The sequence below is a fragment of the Ureibacillus terrenus genome (assembly GCF_006569205.1).
Taxonomy (GTDB): domain Bacteria; phylum Bacillota; class Bacilli; order Bacillales_A; family Planococcaceae; genus Ureibacillus; species Ureibacillus terrenus.
The window spans coordinates 1-16,800 of record NZ_VIGD01000027.1 but is presented as its reverse complement, the minus strand read 5'-3'; the positions used below and the strand labels follow the sequence as shown (position 1 = coordinate 16,800).

Below are 16,800 nucleotides of genomic sequence, written 5' to 3'. Positions count from 1 at the left end.
GGCGTTTGACAGCTATGAAGAAGCTTATCAAGCCGTGATGGAGTACATGAAATTTTATAACGAGCGAAGGATTCATTCGAGTATTCTCGATCTTCCACCGCATGAATTTTACAAAAAAGCGCAAACGGAATCGTGAATCATCAAAGAAGTTCGCGTATAAGGCAAGAGGATTTTGTCTTCTTGCCAAGAAAAAAAGAGAAATTTTGAGAATAACCTAAAATTAAGATAGGATGTGTCCAAATTTAGGGGGTCAATCCGTTTTTTAACTTTGCACTTTAACTGGATAATCTACTAGAAACTCCTCTCCATTGATCACTATACTTTTAGCTTCAATAAATAATAGTGCCTCCCAAAACTCAAGTACAAAGTTAGCTGAAGAAAAGTATTCACCAACCCAAATTTCTTTTGACGAACTGATATGAATTTTACCTATACCATTCTTATAATAATCAATTGAAGTTAGCTCAATGTAATCTCCATCTTCTGGATCAACTGGGTTCAATCGGGAATCTCCAGAGTTTTCTACGAAATAAAAAGAGGAAACACCTTTGAACACAATCTTATAATATTTCTCATTATCAACTACTTTCACATTTAGACTAATCGTATGAGATAAAATATCAATATGAAAACTTTTGACTACGGTAGCCCACATTTCATTTAATAAAGCAACTAATTTTTTTTGATTCATACTAATCACTCACCTAATCTCTCCTCTGTATTTATGAATCATTCTCACAATTTGTTTATAGGATCTTCTCGATACATTAATATGTGTGAGCTCCCGACGATTAGACCATTCACCATCTAACGTCAAAGAGCCGCGTCTATCTTTACTTATTCTAAAGTACGGTTTATTACGTATTCCGCCTTTATTCATAACTCTTACAACTAGGGGTTTTTTACCGTCTGGAATAGTTACCTTCCATCCATCGCCTTTAGTTCTTCCTAAAGTTCCCCCAAATTTTTTTGACACTTTTTTCGCCAGCCTATAAGTTCTTGAAAACTTACCTAATTTATAGGCACCATAAGCGATTTTCACACCTTTGAATGCAACACCGCCAACAAGCCCTACACCTACAGCAATCGCTGCGGCCTTCCAACCGCCTTTTTTAAATGCCTTATATCCATCATAAACCGCAAACCCTGCATTGATGGCCAGCCATACCCAATGCCCATCCGGATCCACCAACATCACTGGGTTGTTGTTCGCATACGCATACCCATTCTGCGTGAGGATATCGTCTGCATCCCCTGGGTCTGGGTCTAAAGATAGGAACACGCCATGCGTTGGATGATAGTACCGGGCAATTAAGTAATAGAGACCCGTTTCTTGGTCATATTGGTATCCCGCATATCGGTATGGGTTTTCATCCGCCAAGGCGCCAAACTGGGAAAGAATGTTCCCCCACGAATCATATTGGTAACGGAACACAATGTTTCCTTGTTGCTCATTTAGAGTGTGAATCGTCTATTTCTTTCGTTTCAATTTCTTTATTGTGATTTTGATATCGTCTAATAGTGCGCTTTCACTTAGCCATTTCCAAAATTTCTTTTTTGTTAAATACTTTTTTTCCTCAACAATTCTTTCAAGCCTTGATGCATCATCAGTATTTCCATATCTACCTATTGCAAGTATGGCATGATTCTTTAGTGTTGTATTAAAATCACCCGTTAAAATTTCAAAGAACTTATTTACTACATCCCTGGTAACTTTGTCCTTAGGAAATTTTTCCGCGAAAGCAAGTAGAGTAACGGCACTAAAAATACGCTCAAATTCCTCACTAAAGAGATCTTCTATTATAACTTTTGATGCTTCTGGATGATCAAATGAATGATAAATAGCCTCTGCTAATGCTTTATGAGAATAACGGGAATCTGGTTTTCTGTACTCCTTGATTATTTCTTCTATTCCACACATTATTTGTAATTTTGCTACCTTGATTTGTTCCAGTACCTCTTTGTTATCCGTCTTGATTTTGTCTAATTCTCTTATAGCATTGTAATCGCCAATTGTTCCTATCATAGCTATATCTGCGATTAAATCCTTGCCACTTTTTTTAGATAAATTGTGAATTTTTCTTTTTAATTGAGTTTCTTTACCCTCTAAAAAATCCAATACACTTTCTGCATAAGCTTTAACAAAAAATATCTCTGTCTCATCTTCAAGAATAGCTTTCAGAAAAGGGATTACACTACTGTCATTTAATAATTTCAATGTTTCTAATATCCCAATCTTACCATTAGGATCTACTTTATAAAAGTATTTTTGTAAGATAGTAATTATGTCCCTTCCCATCTTAGCTAAATCTTGAGCAACTATATCTATATTATGCTCATTAAAATTATTAACTAAATTTCTAACCGTCTCCTCATATTGATTCATATTTTTCACCCCTAAAACTATCAAAGAGGGACACACTCTACGTGTGTGTCCCAAAATATCTTTAATAACTTGCCTTAATTATAATCCATGCGCCGGCTTTCTTATAATTCTTGAGTTGCCTTTTTACATAGCTTCTTTTCCAAGAACCTTTTGGTTTTAATTCAACGACAACCCTTCCTCTAAAAAATTGAAGGTCTGGACGTTTTTTAGTACCTCTTAATGGTTTATCATATTTGCCTCCAAGAACAACTCTTTTCATAGCTTTTGTCCATGCTTGGTGCGCGGCTCTCCCTCTAACATATGCAGGACCCTTAGTAATATTGTAAATATTTCTTGCAACTTTAGCTGCACGGTAAGCACCTGAGCCTATTCCACCGATAGCACCTAAACCAGCTCCTATTGCAACAGAACCCCACAACTTCCAACCTTTGAGACCTCTACTTTTTGCAGACTTATACGACGATACTCCTCCGATTAACGCTCCTACTGCCATCCACACCCAATGCCCATCCGGATCCACCAACATCACTGGATTGTTGTTCGCATACGTATATCCGTTCTGCGTAAGGATATCGTCCGCATCCCCTGGATCTGGGTCTAGAGAAAGGAACACGCCATGCACCGGATGGTAGTACCGGGCAATCAGATAATACAGACCCGTTTCTTGGTCATATTGGTATCCCGCATATCGGTATGGATTTTCGTCCGCCAAGGCGCCGGATTGGGAAAGAATGTTCCCCCACGCATCGTATTGGTAACGGGCCACGATGTTTCCTTGCGCATCCGTTAGGGCAATGACATCGCCATGGGCGTTATAGTGGTAAAAATACGTTGCTGTGCCTTCCTTCATGGCAAGGAGTTGCCCGTTTTCTCCGTATATATATGATCTTACCACATTTCCACTCGCATCAGTTTCATACAGAACGTTTAGGCTGTCGCCTTGGTAATGGTAGTTCGTAATGACGCCATTCACATTCTTTTGGATGCGTCGGCCGTCTTCATCGTATTTGTACGTCACAAACGGCGTGCTTTCGCCTTTTCTCGTAACCGAAACGAGCTGGTCGGCTGCGTTCCATTCATATTGATACTGACCGTCTTCCAATCGGTTGCCGTTCGCATCGTACGTGATTGTTTCGTCACCGAAACGAACCAACTGATTCGCCGCATTATAATCAGCCGTGGTCGTCGTCGACTGCCCGTCTTTCGTTTTCACGATTTGCTTCCGATTGCCGAATCCGTCATAGGCATATTCGACTTTCGTGCCATCTGGAAGCTGTTCTTCCACTAATTGGTCTAGGGCATCGTAACGGTAGACGGTCGTTTCCCCCGTTGGGGATTCCACTTTCGTCCGGTTGCCGTTTTCATCGTAACGGTACGTTTCCGATAAAATTTCTTTTCCATCCGCCGTACCGACCGAAACGCTTTCCACGAGGCCGCGTTCATCATACGTAAAGGTCGAACCGGCTCCGTTACCCGTCGTGAAGGTGCGAACGTTTTCTCTCTCGTCATAGTCAAAGCGGTACGTATACATTCCATCTTTGATGACCGTATTTTGGTCCAATGCATTATATTGGTGATTGATCGTTTGGCTAAACGACCCATGTGAGAGTATCAATTGCTGTAATTTATCCGATGTCGTCAGATAAATTCTTTTCCACTTTTTCTAAATTATAAATTTCATTTTCAACAACAATGTGATTGTTTGTCACCCGCAGATTTCCTTCCATGAGCCAGATTTCGTCAAACCACACCATTGTTGAAAATATTGGATATGCCGATTTTATCGACCGGTTTAGAATGTTGTATCAAAACGGTGCATTGTTCCAATCTTGAATACCTATTGAATTCTGCAATATACGTTTGGGCCACCCCGTTCTCCTAAAATACAAAGGAGAAACCCATAATATGGCTTCTCCTTTGTATTTGAATATGATTTTTTCTTTTCCTAGAAATAATGTTCACACACTCTATCCCATTGCTTATTAAAAGTGATTAGTCAAAAATGCTCAAATAGTATTTTGGAATTTTTCAATTAATAAATTCTCAATTTCTTCCTCACCGACGATTCCAAGAGGATTAGGAATCTTATCTGCTTCTTCTTTAGAAATAACTTCACATTCTGCAATTTCTTTTACACTGTCTCCGACACTTTTATAATACTTACCCATAAAATAGACTTTATATGGTATCTGGCTTAGGTTTTCATCACTAAATACTTTATCAGAATAATTAGTAATGAATCTCCACTTAAGTTTTTTTATACCGGTTATTCCTGTGTTTGCGATGAATAGAAATTGTTTTTGTTTTACTAACTGAAAAATTTCATCTATTGGAAGTGCCGTGGAAGAGAATTTGTTCAGATAACCAATTAAAATTTCTTCATCTTTATTTCCTTTTATTTCTCCAGATACAACAATACCATATGCATATTTACCAATATCTCGCAAATAAATTTCAAAAATATCCCCTTGACTGATTTCTTTAAAATATTTTAACCTGTTTTTTTTAAACTTTATTTTTACTTCTAATATTGTTATATCACGTATTTTTCTTTGGTCAAAATTTATAGCCTTCATTATTCTATCCTCAATTTCTTTTAACGCAACATCGTTAATTTCTTTAAAATTAGAAGTAAGTAATTCATGTAATTTAAGTATTTTTTCATTCATTGTAATACCCCCATCTACTTTAATGACCTATACGCATTTCTAGATATACTCATATAATATTTATACTTCTTATTCTTACGGCTTATCGGCCTAATAATATTTATTATTTAAAAAATTAATTGAAAACCATGAAATATCAATGTTTAAGGGCTGTTTTGACAGCCCTGTTTTGTTATAAAATCACAAACGCATCACATTTCTCGCAAATTGGACACGTTGCTCAAAATTTCAGTAAAATATTTTTGTATTTTTTTGTTTGTTTTTTGCTTCATTTTTTCGGTTACATGCGTATAGACTTTTAGTGTTGTCTCCTGATCGTCATGTCCAACTCGGTTCATAATTGATGTTAAATCGACACCAGCTTCTGCAAGCAAGCTAATATGAGTGTGTCTAAAGCTGTGAGGGGTTAAATGTTTTGTAATGGCTGTCTTAACCATTAATCGCTTCATTCTTTCATATACATGCTTTTTTGTGTACGGGTAGCCATTTTTATGGGCAAAAACAAAGTTCCGGTCATGAAAGTCTGGATTTTTCATAAATCCGCCTTTTCCGTCAGGAATCATCCGGTTGGCCATGATGATTTTATTTTGACGTGCTTTATGTTCTTTCAACATTTTCATTACAATATCATCAATATAAATCGTACGAATGGAAGCGTTAGTTTTTGGTGGAGTAAGCTTGTAATTTTTCATATTGTTTGTTTTATTGTAATTCGTTTTGGTAATTCGTACTTCATTTGTATCGAAGTTGATGTCTGACCATTTTAATGCCAACATTTCGCTGGTGCGCATTCCGCTAAATGCGAGCAGATAGAAAAATTCTTTGTCCAAGTAAAGTCCATATTGATCGACAGCTCTTAAAAATTCCTCCAATTCTTCTTTCTCGAAATATGTTTCCTCAATCGAATTGTTTTCAATCTCCTCAACAGTAAGAACTTTTTCCGGTATTGTCGCGCATTTTGCTGGATTTTCTTTAATTATTTTGTGTTGGACAGCATAGTTAAAAATCATATTTGCAGTGGCATTGGTATTGATAATCGTATTCTTTGAATATGATTTATACAAAGGTTTGCCATCGACATTTTTATAGACATAACCGATATCATGCATTTCATTCAATAATCTTTGATACATACGGGAAGTGATTTGTGTAATTTTTATTTTTCCAAAATGTTTGATTAAAAAATTCATTTGGAATTGACGTTGATCCAACGTACTATCCTTAACGCCTGTCTTTGAATATAAATCAAACCATTCGTTTGCTATATCCTCGAAAGTTAGATGACGTACGGCTTTTTCATCTATACCATCTTCAATCAGCTTTTTAAGGGCCTCTTCAGCACGTTTTAAGGCTTCCTTCTTTGTATCTGCTGTTCTGGATATTTGACGCCGTTTACCGGTAGAAGGACAGGGAGGAGCTTCTAAAACGCAGCGCCACCGGTAGCCTTGTTTGTTATTCGCTTTTAATTTTTGATAATAAGGCAATTAAATCACCCCATAGAGTAAATTATTAATAACACCTTCAAATGGCTGTTTTTCGAGTTCGAATGTAAAGCGGAACAATAATACTACTTTTTAATTTTGGCATGGTCTAAGGACCGATAATGGTCTTATTTCAGCTTGTTTCGTATTGGTTTGATGGTTTGAGTTCACATATTGTGCCTAATTTATGATTTATATATTGTTCCAGCCTTTTGGCGGCAAATGGACCTTCAACACAAAATAAATCTGCAACCAGATTAATAGTTTCAGAAGAAAAATCATTGATCTCCAGTTTATTTAACATAAAAGATGGCACGCAGGCGTGATACATGAAAAGATTGGCCTTTGCTTCTTGATATTTTACGAATTCTGCAGAGAGCCTTCTTTGATTTCCTGCATGCAGCAAAACATGCCCAAGTTCATGGCAAAAATCTTGCCACTTTTGCTGTTTAGAAAGATGAATATTGAGAAATATATATGGCCGATCTTTCGAAAAAAGGGCCTGGCTAGGTTCGTACCAATATAATAACTTGATTCCCAAATGAGATATAATGTCTTGATAATTCAATTGATGCGGTTCTATAATGCCCATTTTCGTATACAGCTCTTTTACAAAATCCTCCAAGAACATAAAACCAACTCCTACAAACAACGAATTAGAACGTATGTTCTGTTTTATTATAATAAAAAAATCCACTATTTACTAGCGGATTTTCCAGAAAATGATATGATTGTTGTTTTTATTACGTGTATAGCTAATGAGATTGTGTAGATAAAACTAACACAAATAAAATATATAAAGAATGTAAAATATATTGATTTATATGTTGTAATGCAAGCAATTATAGGAGAAAAGTTTACAAATAACGTGAAAATGGATAAGAAAGAAACGATTGCCCATAAAATAATATTTATAAGAAACGGAAATAAAAACACTTCTAGTAAATTATTTTCAATCATTTTTGGTATTGCTGGCTTATATATAACAGAAATAAATACAGATAGAGCAGCTAATGAAATTCCAAATATTGAAGCAGAAGCTCCGATAAAGGTAGTTGAATATTCATCATAAAAACTTAAAATCATATTTTTTTCAATTGTGTTGAAAAAATATTTATAAAGTATGATAAATAATACAGCGGGAATAGTGAAACTAAGACTCACTAATTCAGAATATTTACTATATAAAAATTTATTAATTAGTTTTTTCATACTTTCACCTCCCGCTGTGTAAATAATCTATAATAATTTATCAATAAAAGTAGCAACTTTTTTTATCGCTTCACTTGTTGTTGAACCTTTAAGTGGAAGTTTTTTTGTAGATTTTTTTGAACTAAAACTTTTTTTCTTAGTAATTTTCTTTTTTGTTTTCCTTTTTTTCCCTGATTCTACATAAGTATAATTTTCACCTTTTAATTCTACTTCACCATAACCAGCATTAACAAGCTCTACACCCTGATTAATAGCAGCTGTTTTGATTGTTTCGTTTTCAATTTCTACTTTTAATCCATCAACCTCATCCTTATACACAACATCCATTTCTTTAGCAGAAACTTCTTTTACTAATTGACTATATAAATTATAAAATCTGTTGCCTGGATTAGGGTGGATCAATGAAAATTTTACATATGTTATTTTATCAAACATTTGAAGTTCTTTAATTATATCATAATGATCTGGTATTAAATTTATTACTACTTTACCTACTATTTCATCATTACTTAGTAATCTAGTAAAATAGTCGATAAAAGAATTTACGCTTAATTTTGTAGTAGTTGTAAAGGCAAGAATTTCAGACTTTAAGTCATAAATAAACATTGCTGAATTTGCCACTTCATGTTCTGTATTTGCAAAGAATGTAGTTTGTCCTTTTTTATACCTTAAGCGTTCTTTTTTAGAAATTGTTACATGACCAATAATAAATGTTTTTTTATTAATATTTATTCTATTTATATCAGTAAATGATATAGTAGAACTTTTAAGTTTTATTTCTTTAGCATTTTCAATTACTCTTGGAATTTCAGTTTCAATTAGTTCCTCTAAATCAGGTTTAAAAATATTTCCATGTATATTTATTTTTGCAAAATAAAATGTTTTATCAGATGCATGAAAAGTTTTCTCAATATTTTCACTGATAATAAAATTTTCTTTTTCCATTTACTAGCACCTTCAATCAGAAATATTTTCATAATATTTTTTAATAATCCTTTGAAAGTATTTATTAATGTTTTCATTGTAACTTATCTTTTTTTATTTTTTATATCTCTTCTTTTTTGAAAAAAGCAGAGAATTAATTACCACAATTCCATAACCTTTCCGAATTCCTGTACTTCAGTTCTTAGAAATTCTATATCTGCAGCTTTTAAAACTACCTTTGCCATTGGTTCTTGGTCGTTTGGTACAAATTTTGAAGTATAAATTTTGAATTGGGAAACTTTAATATCATTTACTCGCACATAGATTGTGACAGTTTCAGCTCCGGCAATATCTTCTTGTTGTAAAAAGTCATACGCTTGATTCAGAACATTCAGCGTCCCCATTCCCGGATCTGCATCTGGTGCCAAGTCGATAGCGACTGTAATATGTTGTGTAAATTCTCTTCCATCAGTTACTTCTACATTTGTGGCATATTCAAAAACAGAAGTGTCAATATTGTTTTTCTCTTCAACTTCTTCAACAACGGAATCATCTAAGATATCTTCTGTTTCTGATTCTGAGTTTTCTGAAATTGGCTCTGAAGAAGATTTATCGGTTGTTGCTTCTTCAGCTTTATCACTACAAGCTGCTAACAGAAAAATAGAAAGAATAAATATTAATGTTTTTTTCATATTCATCACCTCGTTAATTAATGAATAAGCATTCCAAATATAGATTATTTTAACAATCGATTGGTATAAGAAATGACATGCCAAATGACATGCCTTGTAGGTTGTAATTATTTATTATTTTTAATTAATGAATTTTTAATGCTTGGGATGAAATATTCATTATTTTATAATCCTTAATCATCTCCGAATCGTAATTTAAAAATTTCACGTTCATTTTCAGTGATTTTGTACGTGTTAAATCGAAGGTGATCTTTTATTTCTTCCATCTCATGTTTTAATTCAGTGTGGTACTCCGAAAGTTTCGCCGTATGGTCAAAGATAATTTGCTGTTTTGCTTCAATTCGTGCTGTTGCATCTTTTAGTTCACTTAATTCGTTTTTAATTCCGTTTATATCAGACTTAATTCCATTTATATCTGATTCAAGGTTTCCTAACTTTTGCAAAATCAAATCCAATTTATTCTCCATATTCCATCACCACATATTTATTAATTCTAATTCACTCATTTTTCTGTCATAAATATACATTATTTATAAAATCGCTTAATTTTTAAAATGATTATGCATTATTTATAAATTCATTTATTTTTTTTATTTTCCCCCTTAATCATCTCCCAAATCGCGCGCAGTTTCCGCAATTCCTCTTCGTCAGATTTAGGCAATTCTTTATACCACACTTGAAGCTCCGGATCGTTGATGAAAGCCTGGAACTCTTCTTCATCTTTATTCATTATTTTATTATCTTGTGGTGGTTCTGGGGTGTCTGTACGGCCTAAAAGATAATCAGTACTTACCCCAAAAAAATCAGCAAACTTATTTAGTAGTTCATAATCAGGTTTTCTTTCATCTCTTTCATACATCCCGATTGTGCTTTCTGCTAATCCGAATAACTTTCCGAATTCTTTTTGGGATAATTTTTTGGCTTTCCTGAGAGCTCTAATTCTTTTTCCTAATAATTCCGTCATCGTTATCACCTATCATTATATTAACACAAAATGTGTTAAGAAAAATATATGATAAAAAAATGTTGACAACACAATTCGTGTTGTTTATATTATAATTAACAACACGATATGTGCGGAGGTGAGGAAGTTGAATAAAGAAAAAATCGGTAAAAAACTTGCTGAGTTAAGAGGGAATAAATCTAGAGAAGAAGTTGCAAGAGATATTGGTATTAGCTTAAGTGCATGGCAAATGTACGAAAATGGGCAGCGTATACCAAGAGACGAAATCAAAATTAAAATAGCCTCCTACTTTAATAAAAGCGTGGAGGAAATTTTTTACTCATAAACAACACGAAATGTGCGGTTTTAAATTTCCTTTCTTACTTAGAAGGAGGTGAGTAAAAAGTGAATATTCAGGAAGCGGCGATTTTGGCTCAACAAACGGGGGAGGGGATGTGTAGATCCTCTTGTGGTCCGAGATCTGCAACTATCATCCCTACCAATACGATTCATTGCTGTATTGCAGTTTCTTTCGAAGGAAAATGCAATCAAAGATGGCAGCCGCTATTTGAAGATTTGGTCGCAGATGATTGGTTTGTTCCAAGCGTTTTTATAGTCAGCAGCTTGCAGTTGTTGAACGGTATACATGTTTTCACCTCCTTTTGCTGTCAATATTCGACAGAAAATAGAGGAATCCTTCGAGTTCAAAGGGAGTGTTATTCATGATTCAATTTCAAATTGATCCATCAGAATTGTTTGGCAGCGAAGATTTCCGCCAAATCATCCGGGAAGAAATTAAAAGCGCGGTGGCGGAAGTTGTCCGGCAAAATCAATTGCCGCCAATGTTGAACCGCAAACAATTGATGGAATTGTTCCAAATTGGACAAACAAAATGCTCTGAACTTTTAAATAGACCGGATTTTCCGGTATTCCGGGAAGCGGGTGTATTGATTCCAACCCATCTTTTGTTCCAATGGATTGAGAAAAATACTCAATGGGTGGAGGAAAATACGAGTTATTTTAAAGCCGGTTAATGAATCTATTAAGTTATTTAAATTTTACAATTTTAAAAAAATAATTATGGTCTAATTCAAATTCACTTTAAGTAAAAATGTGATTTGATATTAACAGAAAAAGGAAGGTGGAGAACATGACTCAAAACAAAGTAGGGCGAGTATTAAAGGAAATCAGAGGAGATAAATCTCAGCAACAATTTGCTTTTGAATTGGGGGTGGTCCGCGAAACCGTTTCTAAATATGAAAATGGCAGAACCAGCATTCCTCAAGACATTAGCCAAAAATTGGTTGAGAAATATGATGATCCAAAGTTTGCAATGACCATTAGAAATGCATATACCGGCACTGGTCCTATCTGGTTGGATGGCGAAAATGTGGATCTGCATCGATCCAGTGTGAAAGAAAAAACCATTGAAGAATTAAAAGAAGCGCTTGATGCGATTTTAAAAACTTGCTTGGCCAAGCCTCCGAAAATGATTAAACACTTCGAGCGCCAAGAAGTTGAGAAAATGCTTGTCGAAGCTGCCGATGCGATTACTGCTCTTGATCACTTTGTTGCGATAGTCTGCACGGAATCGCAAATCAGCTACAAAGAAGTCTGGCAAAAACATTATAGAAAATTGGCAAGTGCCGGTTATATTTCAAGTTTGCAGTAAGGGGGATGAATTATGTGGATTAAACCGCGTGCCTGGAAACATCTTACTTTAAAACAGAGATTGATCGTTTTGTATATGGTTTCAAATAAAAAAATCCGTTAACCACCGAAATGATTAACGGAATAATAGAAAATCTCGTATTTATTTCATTATATCATAAATCTTTTCGAGTAGCGAGTTTACGCTCGCTCTCATCAAGCAGTCTACAAGTGGTGGTTAGTGATATTTGCCCCCTCTCTTATTATTGCAATTCCCCCTAGACTTGTAGGCTGCTTGATGGGATTAGCGTAATCCGTCTATAACCGAGCCCAGCTTCGCCAAGACCTCGAAAGAGCGAGCGGCAGCTATACCCATCATAGCCCCAGTGGCAACGACGTTGTAGATGGATTGTCAATACACCAAAAGTTTGAGGAGGTGAGATAAATGATCAATAAAGTGGTGGATCTTGTCAATGAGCTGCACGAAATAGCAACAAATCAAAAGTTTGTAATCGCAATAGAAAGTTATAGAGGGGCAAAAGAAGTTCATGTTCCATTTACAGATGATTTTTTCAAATTATTTAAACAATATGACATACAACCTCGTGGAAATGACAAATATCCATTCGAAGCGTTTGTTGAAATAGATGGAGTTAAATTTTTCTCTTTGTTGACTCAAAAAGAATACGAGGAATATGTCGAAAAAACTGCATAAAAAAATGCAAGCGCTAAAGGCTTGCTAAAAATCAATTTAAAAATAAACTTTGCCTTTTTATTATGGATGATTTTCTTCAAAAAATCAATGGAGGGGAAAACATTGACAACATATATCCAGAAGTTAAAACAATTTCTTTCAGACGAAAAGGAATTGCTGATGGATTTGGCAATAGAAGTGGCGGAAGCGGATACGCAATCCTCTTATACAGAAGCGAAAACCAAATACAACGAACAGCGGATCCGGGTGCAAACAATACAGGATGCTATCGAACTTGTTTCTGATGTGAAAGCGGTCAGCTAATAGATTGTTAGGGTGGCGACAAAATGACGTCACCCTTTGCGGAAAGGAGAGAGTGGTATGCGAGAACTCCAGGAACGGGAAATCATTGAACACAACGATATCCGGGTACTGACAACGGCGCAGCTAGCGGAGTCGTTGAACACGAAAAGCGGCATTATCAATCGCAACTTTCAGCGGAACAAAGAGCAATTCCGAGAAGGAGTCCATTATTTTTCGCTAACCGGTGAAGAATTGAAACAGTTTAAAGCCTCACGACAAAATGACGTGACCCTCAAATATGTATCAGTTTTGTACTTATGGACGGAAGCTGGTGCCTGGATGCACGCCAAACATCTGAAAACAGACAAGGCTCGAACAGCTATGAATGCACTGATTGCCAATTATTTTAATGCATCAAGGCAGCCCCGGTACGAAGCGTTGCCCATCAATGTCGAAAGAATCCTGGAAATCGAGAGGAAGGTGGAATGGTTGGAACAACGATTGCGGGAAGTGACTTTGCACAGCGGAGAGCAGCTTCGTGTACGGAAAGCGGTTGCTGCCCGGGTTTACGAACTGTCCGAACTCCCGGGAGCAAAGCCGAAATCCGTCCTGTTCAGAGAGCTTTATGCAGCGTTGAAAGAGCGCTATCAGGTCGGATCCTACAGGGATATAAAGCAATATCAGCTCCAGGACGCTTTAAGATTCATCGAAAAGTGGGAGGGGTTTAAGTGATTAGCGATTCGTACAAACCGAACCGGCAGGATATCAGCGAATGGATCCGCTTTTGCGAGTGGCTGGAGAATCAGCCGAGGAAAGCTGCGTATGATGTGCCGAATGAATATAGTCATTTGGTTAGCCAAGAAAAAATATTCGTAAACATGCGGAAATGGATGCAAGAAAACGATTGCGATTGCATCTTTTGGTCCAGCGGTTGGGGATGGCGGCTGCGGAAAGGATGGCGTGAGCGTTTAAACAAGTGTTTGAAATAATTTTGCAATCACGAGGAGGGTCCGTCAATGGATTTGTTAATCAACGAACCGCCTCTGCTGGTTTTACCGACACTTGCAAAATTGATTGGTTTGAATGAGTCAATCGTCTTTCAGCAAGTGCATTACTGGTTGAGGAAAACATCACATGAATACGATGGTGCCAAATGGTTTTACAAAACATACGAGGAGTGGCATGAAGAGTTCCCTTTTTGGTCTGTCGCCACTGTCAGAAGAACCATCACAAGTTTGGAAAAACAGGGTTTGTTAATCAGCACAACTAAGTATAACAAACTCGGTATTGATAAAACAAAGTGGTACACAATCAACTACGGAAATTACAAAAAACTGATGAGCAGTCGAGTTGCTCAAAATGAGCAGTCGAGTTGCTCAAATTGCGCAGACGGAGCGCTCAAAATGAGCAATCCATATGATCAAGTTGATCACACCAATAACCAGAGAATACTTACAGAGAATACTACAGATATTAATAATCTTGTTGTTGATAAAGAGGCACCGCCGGAAAAAAGCGAAAAAGCAAATGCACAGACAGCTTTCGAATTTTACGAACAAAACGGTTTCGGCACATTAAGTCCTTACGTAGCAGAAAAAATTGGCACATGGATTGAGGAGCTAAGTGAAGAGCTTGTCTTGGAAGCTATGAAAATAGCAACAGAAAACAATGCCCGCAACTGGAAATACGTCGAGAGCATTTTGAAAAATTGGGCCAACAAAAATTTCAAATCGCTTGCTGACGTAGAAGCGGACAGAAAGCGTTTTGAAATTCAAAAACAACAGAGAAACAGAGGAAAAGGGATGCTAGAAGAGAAGATACCTGAATGGTTCTATAAACGGCAAAGTACGGATCAAGAGCAGCCTAAATCTAAAAACATTGATTTTGAAGCAGAACGACAAAAAATACTTGAAAAGCTGAAAAGCTGAAAAGCCAATAAGGAGTGGAACGGATGTTAAATCAATATATGCGTGACTTTTACATCAAGCAATTATTGATTTTAGGAATTAAGGAAATTAAAGGAAATCCCGTTCATGAACTGACGAACAGAGACTTAAAAAATGCACTTCACTTGAAAGTTTAAAGGCGGGTGCATAAGGATGCTGAACAGACATGGAATACCTGTAGAAGTTCAAAAAAGTCGTAATTCCAAAAAGCATCAGGAATTCATGAAATACAGAGTGTTCGTTACGCTGATCGGTTTCGAAAATGGACGTAGGGTGATTTCAACGTGCCCGATGGCCCACGAAGATTTTCGCAAGTTCAAACAGTGCGGTTTCAAAGTCATAGACAAGTGGACAAGGTGATTGGATGAACAAATGGTCCTGGAATCCAAAGAAACGCGGATTTAAAACAATCCGCGTCAGCAGGAGAACAAAATTGGAACTTGATCAGGCGATTGAAGAACTTGAAAAGCGAGGATTTCGGTGCGTAGAGCGGTTGGAAGGCAGACATTCGGCGATTATGCAAGTTAGGAATTGAGTAAATCAGAAACAGAAGGTGATTCATGTGACACGAGAGGAAAGAGAAGAACTAATTTTTATTTGCAGCTTGATGTCACAATATAGCGAAGAATATCTTAAAAAGTTATCGGACCAAGAACTGAACGAAATTTATAACAAAAGCATGGGAGTTAGTTTAGAAAAAGGTGAGTAAATGAATGATCCAAGAATTTTTGAAAATCCTTGTGCTATTTGTAAAGTGAGGGTCGCTGAAAAACTATGTGATTACGTTATTCGTTATGACAACTCTATTATTTTCTACAGAAATCTTCAAAGATTTATTCGAGAAAATTCGAGATGTAGACATGAAACATGCGATTTACCGCTATGTAATAAGTGCGCCATCGAAATCGGTGTAAATGTAGATTTTTGCCCTCATCATTACAAACTTCATTTACAAAGTGAATTGCCGGAGCGATTAAAAAAGTACCAGTTGAAGCAAAAAGCAAAACAAGCTGCCGAAGAATGGGAAAGGGTAAATTCGAGCGACAAATAATGCTCATTTGACACATAAAGCGACATTAAAGGAGGATGTTTTTATGAAAAATTATAAAAGATTTATTGATGAAGAAATTGCTTATAAGGAACTGAAAGAATCGTTAGAAAAAGCACTTGCTAGACAACTTACAGAATTAGAAGACAGAAAAATGAAGTGGCTTGCTCGTGATGAATACGAAACTATAGGGGTATTTGTAGACATATTTAAAGAGCTTTCAGATAAATAATGTCGCAGTACGAAGATATTGCTTAAAAGGAGGATGAATTGATGGAAGCTAAAATTGATGGGCAGTTAAAAAAATTTTGGTTGGCATACAACGATGGCTGGAAACCTGCTGTTGGTCATGAAGTACAAGTTGATAATTATCGCTTTAGTGTTTGTCCTACAAAAAAAGGCATCGTTATTTCTGAAGTGACGACTGGTATGAGAATAGAAGTATATGGGTACAACGTGATTACTGATACGATGTGTGCAACAAAAGAAGGAATGATTGATTACATTAATATCTTCGTAGTTCCTCGGTTGATTAGTATAGTCGAGAAAAAGGATTTGGGAACCATTATAAAAGAGTGTGTTGCAAAAGCAGAGAAAACATTAGGAAAGATGCCACCAATTGAACTTGTTGATGAAAGCATCTTGGATCCGGTAAGCGAGATTTTGAATTAACGTTGAACAAAATTGCTACAAAAAAGAGTTGAGGTAAATTATGCCTAATAAAACCCGAGTTCGACAGTTTTGAGGCCATTTTAGGCAAATGAAAATGGCCAAAATGCTGTTATATCAAAGATTTCGCGATGCGGATCCTAGAAAAAAACACTGAATTTCATAGGCACACGACTTGTTTAT

The 16,800-nt window shown here is 36.0% G+C and carries 27 protein-coding genes; 15 read left to right on the top strand and 12 right to left on the bottom strand.

The window, feature by feature from the left end:
- A partial coding sequence (locus FKZ59_RS15220) for an IS3 family transposase (protein WP_141603293.1) occupies positions 1–136 on the top strand: 136 nt, incomplete at its 5' end.
- 126 nt (positions 137–262) lie between these two features.
- Here the strand turns inward: FKZ59_RS15220 and FKZ59_RS13590 are convergent.
- The 12 genes from FKZ59_RS13590 to FKZ59_RS13535 form a co-directional block, all read right to left on the bottom strand.
- Positions 263–691, bottom strand: coding sequence for a YxiG family protein (locus FKZ59_RS13590; protein WP_221198441.1), 429 nt, complete (start codon positions 689–691; stop codon positions 263–265).
- Between the two features lie 9 nt (positions 692–700).
- A complete protein-coding gene (locus FKZ59_RS15180) occupies positions 701–1,435 on the bottom strand; it encodes an RHS repeat-associated core domain-containing protein (RefSeq protein WP_456243299.1) in 735 nt (244 codons plus the stop codon).
- 36 nt (positions 1,436–1,471) lie between these two features.
- The gene (locus FKZ59_RS13580; protein ID WP_141603292.1) at positions 1,472–2,386 is read right to left on the bottom strand and encodes a hypothetical protein; all 915 of its coding nucleotides are present in this window, start codon (positions 2,384–2,386) and stop codon (positions 1,472–1,474) included.
- Between the two features lie 61 nt (positions 2,387–2,447).
- On the bottom strand, positions 2,448–3,917 hold the full coding sequence (locus FKZ59_RS13575) for an RHS repeat-associated core domain-containing protein (protein ID WP_141603294.1): 1,470 nt from the start codon (positions 3,915–3,917) through the stop codon (positions 2,448–2,450).
- A 475-nt stretch (positions 3,918–4,392) separates the two neighbouring features.
- A complete protein-coding gene (locus tag FKZ59_RS13570) occupies positions 4,393–5,055 on the bottom strand; it encodes an Imm26 family immunity protein (RefSeq protein WP_042412355.1) in 663 nt (220 codons plus the stop codon).
- A 191-nt stretch (positions 5,056–5,246) separates the two neighbouring features.
- A complete protein-coding gene (locus tag FKZ59_RS13565; protein ID WP_141603291.1) occupies positions 5,247–6,539 on the bottom strand; it encodes a tyrosine-type recombinase/integrase in 1,293 nt (430 codons plus the stop codon).
- Positions 6,540–6,669: 130 nt separating this feature from the next.
- On the bottom strand, positions 6,670–7,167 hold the full coding sequence (locus FKZ59_RS13560) for an ImmA/IrrE family metallo-endopeptidase (protein WP_141603290.1): 498 nt from the start codon (positions 7,165–7,167) through the stop codon (positions 6,670–6,672).
- A gap of 65 nt (positions 7,168–7,232) precedes the next feature.
- Positions 7,233–7,748: a hypothetical protein gene (locus FKZ59_RS13555; RefSeq protein WP_141603289.1), complete on the bottom strand. Its 516-nt coding sequence runs from the start codon at positions 7,746–7,748 to the stop codon at positions 7,233–7,235.
- A 27-nt stretch (positions 7,749–7,775) separates the two neighbouring features.
- Complete coding sequence (locus FKZ59_RS13550; protein ID WP_141603288.1) at positions 7,776–8,693, bottom strand: hypothetical protein; 918 nt, start codon at positions 8,691–8,693, stop codon at positions 7,776–7,778.
- A 137-nt stretch (positions 8,694–8,830) separates the two neighbouring features.
- A complete protein-coding gene (locus tag FKZ59_RS13545; RefSeq protein WP_141603287.1) occupies positions 8,831–9,364 on the bottom strand; it encodes a membrane lipoprotein lipid attachment site-containing protein in 534 nt (177 codons plus the stop codon).
- A gap of 173 nt (positions 9,365–9,537) precedes the next feature.
- Complete coding sequence (locus FKZ59_RS13540) at positions 9,538–9,831, bottom strand: hypothetical protein (protein WP_141603286.1); 294 nt, start codon at positions 9,829–9,831, stop codon at positions 9,538–9,540.
- A 110-nt stretch (positions 9,832–9,941) separates the two neighbouring features.
- Complete coding sequence (locus tag FKZ59_RS13535; protein ID WP_141603285.1) at positions 9,942–10,328, bottom strand: helix-turn-helix domain-containing protein; 387 nt, start codon at positions 10,326–10,328, stop codon at positions 9,942–9,944.
- Positions 10,329–10,446: 118 nt separating this feature from the next.
- Between FKZ59_RS13535 and FKZ59_RS13530 the strand changes: the two genes are divergently transcribed.
- From FKZ59_RS13530 to FKZ59_RS13475, 14 genes are all read left to right on the top strand, one after another.
- Positions 10,447–10,653 carry a helix-turn-helix transcriptional regulator gene (locus FKZ59_RS13530; RefSeq protein ID WP_408057518.1) on the top strand — a complete coding sequence of 69 codons (207 nt, stop codon included), beginning with the start codon at positions 10,447–10,449 and terminating at the stop codon, positions 10,651–10,653.
- A 376-nt stretch (positions 10,654–11,029) separates the two neighbouring features.
- Positions 11,030–11,341 (top strand): DNA-binding protein, encoded by a 312-nt coding sequence (locus FKZ59_RS13525; protein WP_141603283.1) that lies wholly within the window; start codon positions 11,030–11,032, stop codon positions 11,339–11,341.
- Positions 11,342–11,457: 116 nt separating this feature from the next.
- Complete coding sequence (locus FKZ59_RS13520; protein WP_246045898.1) at positions 11,458–11,979, top strand: helix-turn-helix domain-containing protein; 522 nt, start codon at positions 11,458–11,460, stop codon at positions 11,977–11,979.
- Between the two features lie 423 nt (positions 11,980–12,402).
- Complete coding sequence (locus FKZ59_RS13515) at positions 12,403–12,672, top strand: hypothetical protein (protein ID WP_141603281.1); 270 nt, start codon at positions 12,403–12,405, stop codon at positions 12,670–12,672.
- A gap of 102 nt (positions 12,673–12,774) precedes the next feature.
- Entirely contained in the window at positions 12,775–12,975 is a 201-nt protein-coding gene (locus FKZ59_RS13510; protein WP_141603280.1) for a hypothetical protein, read from the top strand.
- 57 nt (positions 12,976–13,032) lie between these two features.
- Positions 13,033–13,686, top strand: a complete 654-nt coding sequence (locus tag FKZ59_RS13505) for an ORF6N domain-containing protein (RefSeq protein WP_141603279.1) — start codon at positions 13,033–13,035, stop codon at positions 13,684–13,686.
- On the top strand, positions 13,683–13,943 hold the full coding sequence (locus FKZ59_RS13500) for a hypothetical protein (protein WP_141603278.1): 261 nt from the start codon (positions 13,683–13,685) through the stop codon (positions 13,941–13,943). The genes FKZ59_RS13505 and FKZ59_RS13500 overlap by 4 nt, the downstream gene beginning before the upstream one ends.
- Before the next feature lie 27 nt (positions 13,944–13,970).
- Entirely contained in the window at positions 13,971–14,882 is a 912-nt protein-coding gene (locus tag FKZ59_RS13495) for a DnaD domain-containing protein (RefSeq protein ID WP_141603277.1), read from the top strand.
- Between the two features lie 23 nt (positions 14,883–14,905).
- Positions 14,906–15,037, top strand: a complete 132-nt coding sequence (locus FKZ59_RS15150; protein ID WP_281279252.1) for a hypothetical protein — start codon at positions 14,906–14,908, stop codon at positions 15,035–15,037.
- Positions 15,038–15,264: 227 nt separating this feature from the next.
- Entirely contained in the window at positions 15,265–15,435 is a 171-nt protein-coding gene (locus FKZ59_RS14805; RefSeq protein WP_181733303.1) for a hypothetical protein, read from the top strand.
- A gap of 27 nt (positions 15,436–15,462) precedes the next feature.
- Complete coding sequence (locus tag FKZ59_RS13490) at positions 15,463–15,609, top strand: BH0509 family protein (RefSeq protein ID WP_181733302.1); 147 nt, start codon at positions 15,463–15,465, stop codon at positions 15,607–15,609.
- Positions 15,610–15,951, top strand: a complete 342-nt coding sequence (locus tag FKZ59_RS13485; RefSeq protein WP_141603275.1) for a hypothetical protein — start codon at positions 15,610–15,612, stop codon at positions 15,949–15,951.
- Between the two features lie 43 nt (positions 15,952–15,994).
- Positions 15,995–16,180 (top strand): hypothetical protein, encoded by a 186-nt coding sequence (locus FKZ59_RS13480; protein WP_141603274.1) that lies wholly within the window; start codon positions 15,995–15,997, stop codon positions 16,178–16,180.
- A 41-nt stretch (positions 16,181–16,221) separates the two neighbouring features.
- On the top strand, positions 16,222–16,620 hold the full coding sequence (locus FKZ59_RS13475) for a hypothetical protein (protein WP_141603273.1): 399 nt from the start codon (positions 16,222–16,224) through the stop codon (positions 16,618–16,620).
- The last annotated feature ends 180 nt before the right edge of the window (positions 16,621–16,800 follow it).

Bases quoted from the DNA above. Each gene is read 5' to 3' on its own strand.
- FKZ59_RS14805 (WP_181733303.1), top strand. From the start codon at position 15,265: ATGAACAAATGGTCCTGGAATCCAAAGAAACGCGGATTTAAAACAATC.
- FKZ59_RS13575 (WP_141603294.1), bottom strand. From the start codon at position 3,917: ATGTATACGTACCGCTTTGACTATGACGAGAGAGAAAACGTTCGCACC.
- FKZ59_RS13535 (WP_141603285.1), bottom strand. From the start codon at position 10,328: ATGACGGAATTATTAGGAAAAAGAATTAGAGCTCTCAGGAAAGCCAAA.
- FKZ59_RS13520 (WP_246045898.1), top strand. From the start codon at position 11,458: ATGACTCAAAACAAAGTAGGGCGAGTATTAAAGGAAATCAGAGGAGAT.
- FKZ59_RS13580 (WP_141603292.1), bottom strand. From the start codon at position 2,386: ATGAATCAATATGAGGAGACGGTTAGAAATTTAGTTAATAATTTTAAT.
- FKZ59_RS13485 (WP_141603275.1), top strand. From the start codon at position 15,610: ATGAATGATCCAAGAATTTTTGAAAATCCTTGTGCTATTTGTAAAGTG.
- FKZ59_RS15150 (WP_281279252.1), top strand. From the start codon at position 14,906: ATGTTAAATCAATATATGCGTGACTTTTACATCAAGCAATTATTGATT.
- FKZ59_RS13515 (WP_141603281.1), top strand. From the start codon at position 12,403: ATGATCAATAAAGTGGTGGATCTTGTCAATGAGCTGCACGAAATAGCA.
- FKZ59_RS13545 (WP_141603287.1), bottom strand. From the start codon at position 9,364: ATGAAAAAAACATTAATATTTATTCTTTCTATTTTTCTGTTAGCAGCT.
- FKZ59_RS13475 (WP_141603273.1), top strand. From the start codon at position 16,222: ATGGAAGCTAAAATTGATGGGCAGTTAAAAAAATTTTGGTTGGCATAC.
- FKZ59_RS13525 (WP_141603283.1), top strand. From the start codon at position 11,030: ATGATTCAATTTCAAATTGATCCATCAGAATTGTTTGGCAGCGAAGAT.
- FKZ59_RS13505 (WP_141603279.1), top strand. From the start codon at position 13,033: ATGCGAGAACTCCAGGAACGGGAAATCATTGAACACAACGATATCCGG.
- FKZ59_RS13570 (WP_042412355.1), bottom strand. From the start codon at position 5,055: ATGAATGAAAAAATACTTAAATTACATGAATTACTTACTTCTAATTTT.
- FKZ59_RS13540 (WP_141603286.1), bottom strand. From the start codon at position 9,831: ATGGAGAATAAATTGGATTTGATTTTGCAAAAGTTAGGAAACCTTGAA.
- FKZ59_RS13550 (WP_141603288.1), bottom strand. From the start codon at position 8,693: ATGGAAAAAGAAAATTTTATTATCAGTGAAAATATTGAGAAAACTTTT.
- FKZ59_RS13480 (WP_141603274.1), top strand. From the start codon at position 15,995: ATGAAAAATTATAAAAGATTTATTGATGAAGAAATTGCTTATAAGGAA.
- FKZ59_RS13560 (WP_141603290.1), bottom strand. From the start codon at position 7,167: ATGTTCTTGGAGGATTTTGTAAAAGAGCTGTATACGAAAATGGGCATT.
- FKZ59_RS13590 (WP_221198441.1), bottom strand. From the start codon at position 691: ATGAATCAAAAAAAATTAGTTGCTTTATTAAATGAAATGTGGGCTACC.
- FKZ59_RS13495 (WP_141603277.1), top strand. From the start codon at position 13,971: ATGGATTTGTTAATCAACGAACCGCCTCTGCTGGTTTTACCGACACTT.
- FKZ59_RS13555 (WP_141603289.1), bottom strand. From the start codon at position 7,748: ATGAAAAAACTAATTAATAAATTTTTATATAGTAAATATTCTGAATTA.